The 13,997-nt window shown below is 43.5% G+C and carries 15 protein-coding genes; 5 read left to right on the top strand and 10 right to left on the bottom strand.

The annotated features are described in order from the left end of the window. Positions 1–33: 33 nt before the first annotated feature. Positions 34–666, bottom strand: a complete 633-nt coding sequence (locus CDC37_RS09810) for an alpha/beta hydrolase (RefSeq protein WP_096621613.1) — start codon at positions 664–666, stop codon at positions 34–36. A gap of 456 nt (positions 667–1,122) precedes the next feature. Between CDC37_RS09810 and CDC37_RS09805 the strand changes: the two genes are divergently transcribed. After that, a complete protein-coding gene (locus tag CDC37_RS09805) occupies positions 1,123–1,872 on the top strand; it encodes an SIMPL domain-containing protein (RefSeq protein WP_096621612.1) in 750 nt (249 codons plus the stop codon). 158 nt (positions 1,873–2,030) lie between these two features. On the opposite strand, the gene CDC37_RS09800 is transcribed toward CDC37_RS09805, so the two are convergent. The 6 genes from CDC37_RS09800 to CDC37_RS09775 form a co-directional block, all read right to left on the bottom strand. Then, positions 2,031–2,282 carry a CTB family bacteriocin gene (locus CDC37_RS09800; protein WP_096621608.1) on the bottom strand — a complete coding sequence of 84 codons (252 nt, stop codon included), beginning with the start codon at positions 2,280–2,282 and terminating at the stop codon, positions 2,031–2,033. Positions 2,283–2,389: 107 nt separating this feature from the next. Then, positions 2,390–2,641 carry a CTB family bacteriocin gene (locus CDC37_RS09795; RefSeq protein WP_096621610.1) on the bottom strand — a complete coding sequence of 84 codons (252 nt, stop codon included), beginning with the start codon at positions 2,639–2,641 and terminating at the stop codon, positions 2,390–2,392. 107 nt (positions 2,642–2,748) lie between these two features. Next, a complete protein-coding gene (locus tag CDC37_RS09790) occupies positions 2,749–3,000 on the bottom strand; it encodes a CTB family bacteriocin (RefSeq protein ID WP_096621610.1) in 252 nt (83 codons plus the stop codon). A gap of 107 nt (positions 3,001–3,107) precedes the next feature. Further along, the gene (locus tag CDC37_RS09785; protein ID WP_096621610.1) at positions 3,108–3,359 is read right to left on the bottom strand and encodes a CTB family bacteriocin; all 252 of its coding nucleotides are present in this window, start codon (positions 3,357–3,359) and stop codon (positions 3,108–3,110) included. Between the two features lie 107 nt (positions 3,360–3,466). Continuing rightward, positions 3,467–3,718 (bottom strand): CTB family bacteriocin, encoded by a 252-nt coding sequence (locus CDC37_RS09780; RefSeq protein WP_096621608.1) that lies wholly within the window; start codon positions 3,716–3,718, stop codon positions 3,467–3,469. Positions 3,719–3,831: 113 nt separating this feature from the next. Next, a complete protein-coding gene (locus CDC37_RS09775; protein ID WP_096621607.1) occupies positions 3,832–4,083 on the bottom strand; it encodes a CTB family bacteriocin in 252 nt (83 codons plus the stop codon). Between the two features lie 693 nt (positions 4,084–4,776). Between CDC37_RS09775 and CDC37_RS09770 the strand changes: the two genes are divergently transcribed. After that, a complete protein-coding gene (locus tag CDC37_RS09770) occupies positions 4,777–5,877 on the top strand; it encodes a peptidylprolyl isomerase (RefSeq protein WP_096621606.1) in 1,101 nt (366 codons plus the stop codon). A gap of 90 nt (positions 5,878–5,967) precedes the next feature. Here CDC37_RS09770 and CDC37_RS09765 read toward each other — a convergent pair whose 3' ends face one another. The 3 genes from CDC37_RS09765 to btpA form a co-directional block, all read right to left on the bottom strand. Beyond that, complete coding sequence (locus CDC37_RS09765) at positions 5,968–6,597, bottom strand: DedA family protein (RefSeq protein WP_096621604.1); 630 nt, start codon at positions 6,595–6,597, stop codon at positions 5,968–5,970. Between the two features lie 157 nt (positions 6,598–6,754). Further along, on the bottom strand, positions 6,755–7,789 hold the full coding sequence (locus CDC37_RS09760) for a vitamin K epoxide reductase family protein (protein WP_096621603.1): 1,035 nt from the start codon (positions 7,787–7,789) through the stop codon (positions 6,755–6,757). A gap of 310 nt (positions 7,790–8,099) precedes the next feature. Continuing rightward, the gene (gene btpA / locus CDC37_RS09755; protein WP_096621601.1) at positions 8,100–8,936 is read right to left on the bottom strand and encodes a photosystem I biogenesis protein BtpA; all 837 of its coding nucleotides are present in this window, start codon (positions 8,934–8,936) and stop codon (positions 8,100–8,102) included. Between the two features lie 760 nt (positions 8,937–9,696). On the opposite strand from btpA, the gene rimO reads away from it, so the two are divergent. From rimO to aroC, 3 genes are all read left to right on the top strand, one after another. Continuing rightward, positions 9,697–11,016 carry a 30S ribosomal protein S12 methylthiotransferase RimO gene (rimO, locus tag CDC37_RS09750; RefSeq protein ID WP_096621600.1) on the top strand — a complete coding sequence of 440 codons (1,320 nt, stop codon included), beginning with the start codon at positions 9,697–9,699 and terminating at the stop codon, positions 11,014–11,016. Positions 11,017–11,134: 118 nt separating this feature from the next. After that, positions 11,135–12,679 carry a DEAD/DEAH box helicase gene (locus CDC37_RS09745; protein WP_096621598.1) on the top strand — a complete coding sequence of 515 codons (1,545 nt, stop codon included), beginning with the start codon at positions 11,135–11,137 and terminating at the stop codon, positions 12,677–12,679. Positions 12,680–12,897: 218 nt separating this feature from the next. Continuing rightward, positions 12,898–13,986 carry a chorismate synthase gene (gene aroC / locus CDC37_RS09740; RefSeq protein ID WP_096621597.1) on the top strand — a complete coding sequence of 363 codons (1,089 nt, stop codon included), beginning with the start codon at positions 12,898–12,900 and terminating at the stop codon, positions 13,984–13,986. Positions 13,987–13,997: the final 11 nt, after the last annotated feature.

The raw sequence follows: 13,997 nt of genomic DNA, 5'->3' as shown, positions 1-13,997 counted from the left end.
ACGCCCTAATTGATAAAAATTTTGTAACCTGAGCTATGGTAGTCGCCGTTGGATAAAATTTCGTAACTTTTCCAACATTTGCAGGTTAATTTCATGGCTAGCGCTAAACTCGTGGTATTCTACATTCACACCCCAAGATTCTAAGAGGCTTTTAGCTTTGTGTGCTGCACCTAAAGGCACAACTGTATCCTGCTGACCATGCATCATCAATACACTGGGAAAGCTGGTGAAATCAGGTTTTGGCTGTTTTTCGAGTTCCGGATGCAAATATCCGCTCATACATACCAACCCCGCTAAATCCAAGCGTAAACCGATATCCAGTGTCATCGCTCCACCCTGGGAAAAGCCGCTTAAAATCGTTCTAGATAAAGGTATACCAGTTTCCCTTTCCAAGTTTGTTAGCCACGATAATAATGTCTCTCGTGTTTGTGTAAGTCCTGCATACATATTTTCCACCCGCAGATCATACCAAGCTCGACCATTGGGAGAATAGGGATAGGGAAAAGGTGCATCGGGAAATATGTAGGTATATTCTGGCAAATTTAAATAGGGTGTTAATCCGGTTAAATCTTCAGCATTTGCTCCCCATCCATGTAAAGCAACTATTAGACCTTTGGGGTTAGGAGTGGAAGCTGGGATGGTAATTGATTGGAGGTTGACAGTCATGGAATTTTGAATTTTGGATTTTGGATTTTGCGGAAAGGTGGGGAAGAGAAGTTATATCGTTTACGCTAATGGTTGCTACATATCCTGCATTTCTCACAAGGGAGTGATAAGCCTTGAATAGTGGATTTATTTTTCTGCTACTCCCCTACAGACGCGATATATCGCGTCTCTCCCCACTCCCTACTCACTGAAAGTTTGAGGAGTTTGTGAGAAATCCGGATTACTCTGAAAACTGGAACTCAATATAGGATGATAGGATGGGTTCCCTTTGGGGAGACATGAAAATAGTTGGTAAACTCCTTCCGAACAATTCTGGAATATTCCCAAGGGAGTGAGTAGTTATCTCGTACCATAATTTACCAGTCAACAAATCAAAAGATAAACATATCAGAGTGCAAACGTAGATAAAATTTGCTGACAAATTAACTTTTTTTCAAATCAAATAGGTAAAAGTATATGCGAAATATATTCTCCTCCGAACGATTTCCCCAATTGTTTGGGGGATTGTTAGCTTTGTCAATAGCCTTGGTAGTTAGTTCAGCGATCGCAGCTCAAGCTATTCGCACCATCAGATATACAGATGATACCCTCAAAGTTACTGGGTCTGCCAAACGACCAATCACTTCTGATTATATGGTTTGGCGAGTATCTGTTTCTAGCCAGCAACCCACAGCACAAGCTGCATATCAAGAATTAAAAACCCATACCGAACGTTTACAACGCTATTTTCAAGAAAAGCAAATTGCAGAGAAGGAAATTACCTTAAGTGCAATTGATACCAATGTCATCCCAGAAATTGTCAATAATCGGGAAACTGGCAATGTTGCAGCGTACAAATTAACACAACGCTGGGAAATCCGTTCCGGGGACATCGAACGGGTTAGCAAGGTCTCCCAACAAGTCACCGAGTTACTGAATGAAGGAATACCAATTACCTCCGAACCACCTCAATATATGTATACTCAACTGAGTAAATTACGGGTGGAAATGGTAGCAGAAGCGACAAAAGATGCAAAAGCCAGAGCCGATGCGATCGCTCGCAGTACAGGTAATAAAATTGGCACAGTTCGCAGTGCAAAAACAGGAGTTTTTCAAATCACATCACCCAATTCAACGGAAGTCAGTGATTCCGGTGTTTACGATACTTCTTCCATCAATAAGGATATCACTGCCGTAGTGTCGGTTGAATTTGGAATTGAGCGCTAAGTACCCGATAGCATTTTTAAATCTAATTGAATCTGGATTTAGAAAGATGTAGCAAACCAGGAAAAGAGACTGTGTAAATAAATCACACAGTCTCTAGTTCAACCACCACTAATTCTTGAGTAATTAATTAACGAAGCACTGAATTATTTTGTCAAAACTTAGTTGAACAAAGAAAGGAATTGACCGGAGTTGCTGTCAATTTCGCGAGCTTGAACAACTAAAGCGTTACCAGCACCACCAGGACCTGCGAAGGTTTGTTGCTGAACTGCTAAATCTTTTTGGTTAAAGTTAGCATTGGTAGCTAAATCAAGAGCTTGACCAGGAGCGAGAATGATTCCGAATCCACCTGCTACGGTTTCTAATTCGTCAACAGAAAGTTCAACTGCGGTGTTGTTAATTTCGTGAGACATGGTTTTAGTTCCTTTTGTAATCAGTTAGTTTACGAGTTTGAATGGGATTTGTTGGGAAAGGGGCAAATATTTGGTATTTATTAATTTGCCCAGCTAAGTTAGTTAAATTAGTTGAACAAAGAAAGGAATTGACCGGAGTTGCTGTCAATTTCGCGAGCTTGAACAACTAGAGCATTACCAGCACCACCAGGACCTGCGAAGGTTTGTTGCTGAACTGCTAAATCTTTTTGGTTGAAGTTAGCATTGGTAGCTAAATCAAGAGCTTGACCAGGAGCGAGGATAATTCCAAATCCACCTGCTACGGTTTCTAATTCATCGATGGAAAGTTCAACTGCGGTGTTGTTAATTTCGTGAGACATGGTTTTAGTTCCTTTTGTAATGAGTTAGTTTACGAGTTTGAATGGGATTTGTTGGGAAAGGGGCAAATATTTGGTATTTATTAATTTGCCCAGCTAAGTTAGTTAAATTAGTTGAACAAAGAAAGGAATTGACCGGAGTTGCTGTCAATTTCGCGAGCTTGAACAACTAGAGCATTACCAGCACCACCAGGACCTGCGAAGGTTTGTTGCTGAACTGCTAAATCTTTTTGGTTGAAGTTAGCATTGGTAGCTAAATCAAGAGCTTGACCAGGAGCGAGGATAATTCCAAATCCACCTGCTACGGTTTCTAATTCATCGATGGAAAGTTCAACTGCGGTGTTGTTAATTTCGTGAGACATGGTTTTAGTTCCTTTTGTAATGAGTTAGTTTACGAGTTTGAATGGGATTTGTTGGGAAAGGGGCAAATATTTGGTATTTATTAATTTGCCCAGCTAAGTTAGTTAAATTAGTTGAACAAAGAAAGGAATTGACCGGAGTTGCTGTCAATTTCGCGAGCTTGAACAACTAGAGCATTACCAGCACCACCAGGACCTGCGAAGGTTTGTTGCTGAACTGCTAAATCTTTTTGGTTAAAGTTAGCATTGGTAGCTAAATCAAGAGCTTGACCGGGAGCGAGGATAATTCCAAATCCACCTGCTACGGTTTCTAATTCATCGATGGAAAGTTCAACTGCGGTGTTGTTAATTTCGTGAGACATGGTTTTAGTTCCTTTTGTAATGAGTTAGTTTACGAGTTTGAATGGGATTTGTTGGGAAAGGGGCAAATATTTGGTATTTATTAATTTGCCCAGCTAAGTTAGTTAAATTAGTTGAACAAAGAAAGGAATTGACCGGAGTTGCTGTCAATTTCGCGAGCTTGAACAACTAGAGCATTACCAGCACCACCAGGACCTGCGAAGGTTTGTTGCTGAACTGCTAAATCTTTTTGGTTAAAGTTAGCATTGGTAGCTAAATCAAGAGCTTGACCAGGAGCGAGGATAATTCCGAATCCACCTGCTACGGTTTCTAATTCGTCAACAGAAAGTTCAACTGCGGTGTTGTTAATTTCGTGAGACATGGTTTTAGTTCCTTTTGTAATGAGTTAGTTTGTCAGTTTGAATGGGATTTGTTTTTAGTAGGACAAATATTTGCTGTTTGAGTATTTATTTGCCCAGTTTAATCAAGTATTAATTATTGAAATACGGAGAGGAATTGACCGGAGTTGCTGTTAATTTCGCGAGCTTGAACAACTAGAGCATTACCAGCACCACCAGGACCTGCGAAGGTTTGTTGCTGAACTGCTAAATCTTTTTGTTGGAAGTTAGCATTGGTTCCTAAATCAAGTCCTTGACCGGGAGCGATGATGATTCCAAATCCACCTGCTACGGTTTCTAATTCGTCAACAGAAAGTTCAACTGCGGTGTTGTTAATTTCGTGAGACATGGTTCTAAATCCTGGGTTAATTTAATAATGTTGTTTGTTGATGAGCGAGAAAGAACCTGGAAGGAAAAACTTTTTATCTTTGTTTTGCTTGTCTTCGCTGCGGTTCGTTTCGCTTTATGTGTTTATAGTATGCAATTCACCCTGGGTTGAACATCGGAAAAACGTTGTATTTACAGCCATACAACTATCGAAGGAAGAGACTCATACTTTAGTTGGAGACATACCCGGATTTCTCACAAACCCCTAAAACTTTCAGGGAATAGGGAGTGGGGAGAGACGCGATATATCGCGTCTGTACGGGAGTAGTAGGAAAAACAAGCCATGACTCAACCCTTATCACCCTTGAGAAACACAGGATAAGCAGAAAAACCTCCTGACCAAAAGCGACTCCCCATCCTCCTTAACCTGAATTTTGAATCTTAAATTTTCCTACTGGTCTGTCCCATAAGTTCTAAGGGGTTTGTGGTAGTGGCTTTTTAGCCTTGAAAAAGCTTGAATATGAAGCACTAAAGCGCTACTACGTACCTTTTTTCTTTACTCATCAAAATTAATGGGACAGTTAATGGGATAGACCACTACTCCCCACTGCTTGTAAGTTTGAGGGGTTTGATCCAAATAGGGGTCTAGTAATAACATCTGCATCCTGTCTCCCCTATCCTGTATTCTGTTGTTGATAGGTAGTTGAGTTATTCCATGTTTGATTTCAAAACCAGACTCAAAAACAGCCTAGGTCTACTGCTGACTTTGGCTCTATTATTAGGTGTAACCGCATTCGGATGGACACCCGTAAGTTATGCTGCGCTTCCTGCGGGAAATGCGATTACAGATGGTAAAGCATTATTACGATATTCCTTGCCAATTGATAATAAACCTGTACGCGAGTTACAAGCTAGTTTAGAAGACATTTCCAATCAGCTACGTGCGAATAAACGTTGGAATGCGATCGCTAGAGATATCAGTAAAGCATCGAGGATTATTGATGCTCCAGATAAACTTCTTGTCAGTGTTCCCCCTGAACGTCAGGAACAAGCAAAAACCCTCATTGATCAAATTAAACAAGGTGTGGTTGCTTTACAAGCGATCGCTGAAAGAAGGGATAAGGAAGAAATCCGCACCCAACGCGCTCAAGTGCTTGATTTAGTGGGTGAACTGGAACAAACAATGGTCAAAGGGTTTCCCTTTGAAGTTCCAGAAAAGTATAGTAATTTACCCCAACTCAAGGGTCGTGCAACTATCGAGATTAAAACCAGTAAGGGAAATATGACCGTTGTTGTGGATGGTTATAGCGCACCTGTGACATCTGGTAATTTCGTGGATTTAGTTCAAAGGGGATTTTATGACGGTTTGGAATTTACCCGTTCGGAAGAATCCTATGTATTGCAAACTGGAGACCCCCCAGGAAAAGAAGTCGGTTTTATTGACCCGAAAACTAACCAATATCGTGCTATACCCCTAGAAATTCTTGTAGAAGGTGATAAAGCTCCCACCTATGAAATCACCCTGGAAGAAGCGGGACGCTATACGGATATGCCTGTGTTACCTTTTTCTGCCTTTGGTGCGTTGGCTTTAGCAAGACCAGAACGGGATGTCAATGGTGGTTCTTCCCAAATATTCTTTTTCTTATTTGAACCGGAATTAACCCCCGCAGGACGTAATCTGTTAGATGGACGTTACGCGATTTTTGGTTATGTAACTGAAGGGAAGGATGTCTTAGATTCCCTCAAAGCGGGTGACAAAATTGAATCTGCTAAGGTTGTTAAGGGTTTAGAAAATTTACAACAGCCACTAACATAGATTTTAGATCGGTAGGGACGTAACGTGTAGAGACGTAACATGCATCGGTACAGACGTAACATGTTACGTCCCTACATAAATTTAAATGTCCTAATCTCCCGCTTCTTGTTTAATTTGACGGGATTCTAACCATAGGGGGATGACAATAATTGCAATCACAATTGCTAGAGCCGCGATCGCAAATTGACTTACCCATGCAACTAATTGTTCAAGGGAAACAATTTTACCAGCGAAGAATGCTAAACTCACCATGACGCTAGCCCAAGTCACGGCTCCGAGGAAGTTGTATAACAAGAACTGGGGAAATGGCATTTCCGCAATCCCTGCTAACGGAGCAGCAAATATACGTAATAAAGCAAAAAAACGTCCTAAAAATACTGCCTTCGCAGCGTTTTCACTAAATTTATCTTTAATGGTAATAATTCGAGTTTCCGAAATCCTAAATACTGCGGCCAAACGAACTAACAAAGCCCATCCCCCAATCCGTCCAATCCCATAACCACAAATTCCCCCAAGCATTGCACCACCAGCAGCGTCACCGAAAACGAACCAATAATTTAATTCGCCGTTACCAGCTAAAAAGCCTCCGACTAAAGTCACTGTCTCACCGGGAAGGGGAATTCCTAAGTTTTCCAACAAAATGCCGATGAAAATAGCCCAATAGCCGTACTGATGGGCAATTGCTTGGATGTTTTCCAGGGTCAGAAATTCAAATGACATCCCACACCGCCACCTTTACATTTTTTTACTTTTTTCTTTATCTTGGCTGTTTCACCCAGCTACTGTCAAATGATTTTGGTTGGGGATTATGGATTGGGTGGGGCTTTATTGGCACTGAACTTCCCCCTGGGTGTGTACTAACTATATCAGAACCCTACTATACTCTCCTAAAGTATTTAAAATTACGTGGTCCTTCGTAGCCAGTAATTTTCGCCAACTGATCCAAATTTTGCACACCACCGTACTGTTGTCCGTTGATTACCCAGGTGGGAAAACCTGTAATTCCCGCAGCTTGACACTCTTTCGGTTTCCCTTTCGGACTATCGGCTGCACACTCTACTTTGACACCGGATTTTTCTAGTTCTGCGTAGGCTTCTTTTCCAAATAATAATTTTTGTTCGTGACAGTGGGGGCACCAATAGGCAAAGTATGCTTTAGCACCAACTTTAGCTAGATGACGGACAAGGGCGATTTCAGCTTCTCCAGAAGTAGTAGTAATTTCCCAACCAAATTCGGGATTAGGTTTGTCTGCATTACGAGCATCAAAAATCACTTCTGCCGCTTGACCAGTTTCGCTGGGAATAATGGTGACTCCATTTTGGCTGGGACTCTCAGCACGGTTGACACCTGAATAAACTGCCAGGGTTCCCACTAGTGTCACCATTGTCACAATTAAACCAGTGAAAATAATTTGCCCGATATCTTCCCAACTTCGCCCTAACAGCGTCAGCACCAACATACTGAGGGAAAATAGGGCAGAGGCGATACAGTAGGGACAAATTGACTGGATTTGGGTAGCTAAAACATACATTAAATAGCTACTAAACACCGTCATGGCGAAACTGCCAATCAATAAACCAAACCAGGTGAGATTTTCTACCTCTCGACGTTGGGGGTTTTTTTCCGCCGGACGAAAGAAAAATGGCGCGATCGCCATCACTAACATTCCCCCATAGGCTAAAAAGCCAAATAGGGCCAAAGGTTGACCAAACACAGTAGCCCAAGGACTACTGAGAACATCACTACAACCAGCAGGTGCGCTACCAGCCGCAGGGGCTGTACAAGCAACTGCACCTCCAGTATATTTAATCACAGTTAGGTAGCCAGTAACAATGGCTCCGAATGATGCGATCGCAGCGATAATCACCCGCGACCACCGATGAATCCAAGGGGTTGAACGGCGACGAATCATAGTCAGAATTGCAAAAGGATAATATTTTTGTAAAGATGGGAAAATCGTATTTACTTTATAATCTTAGCTAGCGATTTCCGACTTTACCCTTACTAGTACCCCACTACACAACCTGCATGGGAAGCAAATCCCTCAAACTTTTAGGGAGTGGGGAGTAGAAAGTAGAGAGTAAAAGAAAAAACACTTTCATTGATTCTGGTCTCAACGGTACATGTTGGCTACTCCCTACTCCCTGACCCCACCCTTCATTTTTTGTGTGGTCGAGTACTGGGAATGTAACTTCTCCACAGAGAAGCCACCCATAGCACGTCTACACAGAAGTCACTGATTTTTCCGACCGAGAAAATTTTTTCGCCTGTCGAGCAGCTTCCACAAACTGACTCACCCGATTGGGATCGATCGGTTGGTCAATCCGACCATGACGCTTGAGGGAACTGGAAACAATTACACCATCAGCAACTTGCATCAGTGTAGCAATATTTTCCCAATTTGCCCCACTACCGATAAATACGGGTGTACCATTTGCCGCCGCCGATGCAAGTTCCAAATCTTCTGGATTTGGGGGACAACCTGTTGCCCATCCCGATAAAATAACTGTATCCGCCAATCCTCGCTCAATGGTATCCTTGACGGCAACTGTTAAGTTTGGTGAACTTAGGGGATGGGCATGTTTTACCAGGACATCGGCGAGAATTTTGACATCACAACCCAATTCTCGCCGATAACGCAGTAATTGATAGGCATCCCCCTCAATTAAACCCTGGTCAGTGGCCATTACGCCCGTTAATACATTGACACGGATAAACTGAGCATCCACACAACTTGCGATCGCGATCGCGCTTTTCGCATCATTGCGCAACACATTCAACCCAATTGGAAGGGGGACTAAATTTTGAATCCTTTGCACAATCACCGTCATCGCACTCACGACCGCCGGATCAACCTCTGTTTTGGCAAAAGGCGCGTCAAAAAAGTTTTCGACCATAATCCCATCCACTCCACCGCTTGCAAGGGCTGCGGCTTCCTGTTCCGCACGGGAAATTACAGCTTTGAGACTACCTCCCCACCGGGGTGATGTGGGTAAGGGAAGCAGATGTACTACACCGATAATCGGGGTTTTGGTTTTAAATAATTGATTTAAGTCCACGTTTTTATAAGTTGATAACGGACTCGAACAGCTTATCTACATTATCAGCCCTGAGTACCGCTAGGAATTTTGGATTTTAGATTTTAGATTTTGGATTATTGTATCCTGCCTCCTGTCTCCTCACCAAACAAAGCATTTGAAACAAAAATTGATCCGACCTCCCCCCTAAGATGGAAATTGACGTTTCAGATTTCCTAAGATATGTTAAGATAGAAATTGGTTATAAGAGGAGTTTGCGACTCGCTGTTCGGAAAAAACGCCAGCGCGTTTGCTCCCGTAGCAATTCTAGCTTGAGCTAGATAGCTGTGGTTGCCATACCCTAACCAGTCATTACAGAATATTAATGATTGACTTATCAGTTAGGTTGTGTGTAAATTACCTGGGGTTGCGACTTCTCAACACCACGCCAAGAATTGACGGTGACAGCCATGCTGTTGCCCCAGAGGCGGCTTCCTAACGGGTAAATTTACAACACAACTGCTAGAGTGGTAATTATTAAAAACACCGAAACTCCAGTTTGAACCCAAGATTTCAAGTTATAAATTTACCCAATATATTTGTTATCCTCTGGATTACAAAGTTGATTGGCGGAATATAGCAAGTTCTGGATATAAGCATTTTTTGTTGTCATCGTTTAGGGATAAGCGTTTGGCGGTTTAGGTGCGTGCGTGTATTGATTTTTGATTCACGTATTTTTGAACCGGATTTGTTTGATACTTAAATTGTTCAATACCAGATTTAAACGTGAATATATTTGAATATGGGTGATAAGCCAACAATTGCAATTTCCCACCTTGGTTGTGAAAAAAATCGCATTGATACAGAGCACATGTTGGGGCTGCTGGTAGAAGCTGGATACGGTGTTGATAGTAATGAGGAATTAGCCGATTACGTCATTGTGAATACATGTAGTTTTATTCAAGCGGCGAGGGAGGAGTCGGTTAGGACTTTAGTCGAACTTGCTGAAGCGAATAAAAAGATTGTGATTACAGGTTGCATGGCCCAGCATTTCCAATCGCAATTGTTAGATGAAATACCCGAAGCGGTGGCGGTAGTTGGTACGGGTGATTATCAAAAAATAGTGGAAGTAATAGAGCGGACAAGTAGTGGGGAAAGGGTGATTGAAGTCAGTCCCGAACCGACCTATATTGCCGATGAAACCACACCTCGTTATCGGACGACAACCGAAGGGGTAGCCTATATTCGGGTAGCGGAAGGTTGTGATTATCGATGTGCCTTTTGTATAATTCCTCACCTGCGTGGAAATCAGCGATCGCGCACCATTGAATCGATTGTGGCGGAGGCGAAAATTCTCGCCAGTCAAGGGGTAAAAGAAATCATTTTGATTTCCCAAATCACGACCAATTACGGTTTAGATATTTACGGAAAACCCAAATTAGCGGAATTATTGCGCGCTTTAGGGGAAGTAGATGTACCCTGGATACGTATCCATTATGCCTATCCGACCGGGTTGACAAAGGAGGTAATCGGGGCAATAAACGAAACCCCCAATGTATTACCCTATTTGGATTTACCCTTGCAGCATTCCCACCCGGAAGTATTAAGGGCGATGAATCGTCCTTGGCAAGGTCGGGTCAACGATGAAATCATTGAGCGAATCAAAACAGAAATTCCCGCAGCAGTGTTGAGAACAACATTTATTGTTGGTTTTCCCGGCGAAACAGATGCCCATTTCCAGCATCTTTTAGAGTTTGTTGAACGTCATGAATTCGATCATGTGGGTGTATTTACATTTTCACCCGAAGAGGAAACCCCAGCCTACAGTTTACCCAATCAAATCGAAGCATCGGTAATGGAATCTCGACGAGATGCATTGATGGCGCTACAACAACCAATCTCTCTGCGCAAAAATCAACAGGAAGTCGGTCGGGTTGTAGATGTTTTGATTGAGCAGGAAAATCCGACAACCGGCGAATTAATCGGTCGTTCCGGTCGATTTGCTCCGGAAGTGGATGGACTGGTCTATGTCAAAGGTTCGGCTCGATTAGGCAATATTGTTCCGGTGCGGATCGAATCTGCTGATGTTTATGACCTCTATGGTCAAGTGGCGGTGAATTGAGGAAATCGCCCCATACATAGCCAGCTTTTCCCTCCCAGCACAGGGATTGGGTAGGTAAGTATCACAAAATCTGTGTAAATCTTGCTAGTACATATTTTTTAGACAATTAGGAGCATAAATGAATCCTTCATTTCTCGAACTAGGACTCTCAGAAGAACGGGTTAGGCATTTAGAAGAAATTGGTTTTACGACACCGACAAATATTCAAGCCCAAGCGATTCCCCAACTGTTAGCGGGACGGGATGTGGTGGGACAATCCCAAACTGGTACAGGGAAAACAGCAGCATTTTCCCTACCGATGTTAGAACGGATTGATGTCAAAAATCGAGTAGTGCAGGCATTGGTGTTGGCTCCGACCCGGGAATTGGCCATGCAAGTCCATGATTCCATGACCAATTTTATTGGCAAACAGGGATTGCGAGTGTTAGCGATTTATGGTGGACAGTCGATTGAGCGACAAATGATGCAGCTCAAGCGGGGTGTACATATTGTGGTCGGGACACCGGGACGGGTAATTGATTTGCTCGAACGCGGTAGTTTGAATCTAGACAATGTGCGTTGGTTTGTGTTAGATGAAGCCGATGAAATGTTGAGCATGGGCTTTATCGATGACGTGGAAAGAATCCTCTCCCAAGCTCCCGCAGAAAGACAAACCGCGCTATTTTCGGCAACTATGCCCCCATCAATTCGCCAATTGGTGAATAACTTTTTACGTGATCCAGTCACGGTGACTGTGCAACAACCGAAAGCTGCACCGACTAAAATTAACCAAGTTGCCTATGTGGTTCCCCGTCATTGGACAAAGGCTCGTGCTTTGCAACCCATTTTAGAAATGGAAGACCCGGAGTCGGCATTAATTTTCGTGCGTACCCGCAGAACCGCCGCCGAATTAACCAACCAATTACAGTCTGCCGGGCATAGTGTCGATGAATACCACGGCGACCTATCCCAGCAAGCACGGGAAAGGTTGTTGACCCGTTTTCGCAATCGTCAAGTGCGTTGGGTGGTAGCAACGGATATTGCGGCTCGTGGTTTGGACGTGGATCAATTATCCCACGTAATTAACTTTGATTTACCCGATAGTCCGGAAACATACGTACACCGGATTGGTCGGACGGGTCGAGCAGGGAAAGAAGGAACAGCCATTTCCTTGGTGCAACCCTTCGAGCGCAGAAAACAGCAAGCCTTTGAACGTCACGTGCGACAAGCATGGCAAGTTTTACCGATTCCCACCCGCGCTCAAATTGAAGCCCAGTATCTGCTAAAATTACAGGCACAGGTACGGGAAACCTTGACTGGGGAAAGATTAGCATCCTTTTTACCCATTGTCCGGGAATTGAGTGAAGAATACGACGCACAGGCGATCGCAGCTGCGGCTTTACAAATGGCCTACGACCAAACCCGTCCTTCCTGGTTACAAGCCGAAGAAATTCCCGAAGAAAACTTTGTTCCCCCCGCACCCAGAAAAGGTGGTCGAGGTGGACGAAGGGAATATGAGCGCGATCGCCCTTCCTCTTCTTCCCGTCGTGGTAGTAATTGGGAAGGGGAACGTCGTAGTAGTGGTACTCCTAAGCCCAAACTACGGACCAACCGCTATGAAGGTTCCCCTGAACCGGCGAAAAAATTAGGTTCTGCCAGTGGTGCGAAGGAATCGGCTTCTTAAAACGATATCATTACAAAGTAGCTCTCCAAAGAACATCGCGAAGCACTAGCATCTAGTCAATTCAAATACAGCAGATCACAAAATCAATATCAGTTTTATTTAGGTGATAAACTGCTGTATATTTGAATTTTGATTAGGCGCAGGGGCTTCGCAATTTTAGTTTATTTTGTCAAACCTGTTTTCGATCACTTTTTGGCACATCACACACTAGAATCATCATGGGTAATACATTTGGACATCTATTTCGGATTACAACATTTGGCGAATCCCACGGTGGAGGGGTTGGGGTTGTAATCGATGGTTGTCCACCTCGGCTAGAAATTACACCAGAGGAAATCCAATTTGAATTAGACCGACGACGACCGGGACAAAGTAAAATCACCACACCCCGCAAAGAAGCGGATCAATGTGAAATTCTGTCGGGAGTATTTGAGGGGAAAACCCTAGGGACACCAATTGCCATTTTGGTACGCAACAAAGATACCCGCTCCCAAGATTACGACGAAATGTCGATTAAATATCGTCCATCCCATGCCGATGCCACCTACGATGCTAAATATGGGTTTCGCAATTGGCAAGGTGGCGGTCGCTCCTCTGCCCGTGAGACAATTGGTAGAGTCGCAGCTGGGGCGATCGCTAAAAAAATTCTCCGTCAAGTTGCAGGGGTGGAAATTATTGGCTATGTGAAGCGAATTAAGGATTTGGAAGGGGTAATTAATCCCGACCTCGTGACCCTGGAGGAGGTGGAAAGTAATATTGTTCGCTGTCCCGATGGGGAAACTGCGGAAAAAATGATTGAACTGATTGAACAAACGGGTAGACAGGGTAATTCCATTGGTGGGGTGGTTGAGTGTGTTGCACGTCACGTCCCTAAAGGATTGGGGGAACCGGTATTCGATAAATTAGAAGCAGATATTGCCAAAGGAGTGATGTCCCTACCTGCGAGTAAAGGCTTTGAAATTGGTTCCGGTTTTGCAGGGACATTATTAACTGGATTTGAACACAATGACGAGTTTTACACCGATGAAAACGGGGAAATTCGTACCGTCACCAACCGTTCTGGAGGGATTCAAGGTGGTATCGCCAACGGTGAAAATATTATTATTCGGGTTGCGTTTAAACCCACTGCAACCATTCGTAAAGAACAGAAAACAGTGACAAAAGACGGGGAAGAAACGGTATTAGCAGGAAAAGGCAGACACGACCCCTGTGTGTTACCCCGTGCTGTTCCAATGGTAGAGGCAATGGTTGCTTTAGTGTTGTGTGACCATTTACTACGAAATCACGGTCAGTGTCGCATTCTGTGAATTGGGTCAGG

It is taken from the genome of Calothrix sp. NIES-3974, assembly GCF_002368395.1.
Taxonomy (GTDB): Bacteria; Cyanobacteriota; Cyanobacteriia; order Cyanobacteriales; family Nostocaceae; genus NIES-3974.
Note: the sequence above shows the minus strand (reverse complement) of the source record. Positions and strands in the feature narration are given on the sequence as shown.

Bases quoted from the DNA above. Each gene is read 5' to 3' on its own strand.
- rimO (WP_096621600.1), top strand. From the start codon at position 9,697: ATGGGTGATAAGCCAACAATTGCAATTTCCCACCTTGGTTGTGAAAAA.
- CDC37_RS09775 (WP_096621607.1), bottom strand. From the start codon at position 4,083: ATGTCTCACGAAATTAACAACACCGCAGTTGAACTTTCTGTTGACGAA.
- CDC37_RS09780 (WP_096621608.1), bottom strand. From the start codon at position 3,718: ATGTCTCACGAAATTAACAACACCGCAGTTGAACTTTCTGTTGACGAA.
- aroC (WP_096621597.1), top strand. From the start codon at position 12,898: ATGGGTAATACATTTGGACATCTATTTCGGATTACAACATTTGGCGAA.
- CDC37_RS09770 (WP_096621606.1), top strand. From the start codon at position 4,777: ATGTTTGATTTCAAAACCAGACTCAAAAACAGCCTAGGTCTACTGCTG.
- CDC37_RS09805 (WP_096621612.1), top strand. From the start codon at position 1,123: ATGCGAAATATATTCTCCTCCGAACGATTTCCCCAATTGTTTGGGGGA.
- CDC37_RS09745 (WP_096621598.1), top strand. From the start codon at position 11,135: ATGAATCCTTCATTTCTCGAACTAGGACTCTCAGAAGAACGGGTTAGG.
- CDC37_RS09795 (WP_096621610.1), bottom strand. From the start codon at position 2,641: ATGTCTCACGAAATTAACAACACCGCAGTTGAACTTTCCATCGATGAA.
- CDC37_RS09765 (WP_096621604.1), bottom strand. From the start codon at position 6,597: ATGTCATTTGAATTTCTGACCCTGGAAAACATCCAAGCAATTGCCCAT.
- CDC37_RS09790 (WP_096621610.1), bottom strand. From the start codon at position 3,000: ATGTCTCACGAAATTAACAACACCGCAGTTGAACTTTCCATCGATGAA.
- CDC37_RS09810 (WP_096621613.1), bottom strand. From the start codon at position 666: ATGACTGTCAACCTCCAATCAATTACCATCCCAGCTTCCACTCCTAAC.
- CDC37_RS09800 (WP_096621608.1), bottom strand. From the start codon at position 2,282: ATGTCTCACGAAATTAACAACACCGCAGTTGAACTTTCTGTTGACGAA.
- CDC37_RS09760 (WP_096621603.1), bottom strand. From the start codon at position 7,789: ATGATTCGTCGCCGTTCAACCCCTTGGATTCATCGGTGGTCGCGGGTG.
- CDC37_RS09785 (WP_096621610.1), bottom strand. From the start codon at position 3,359: ATGTCTCACGAAATTAACAACACCGCAGTTGAACTTTCCATCGATGAA.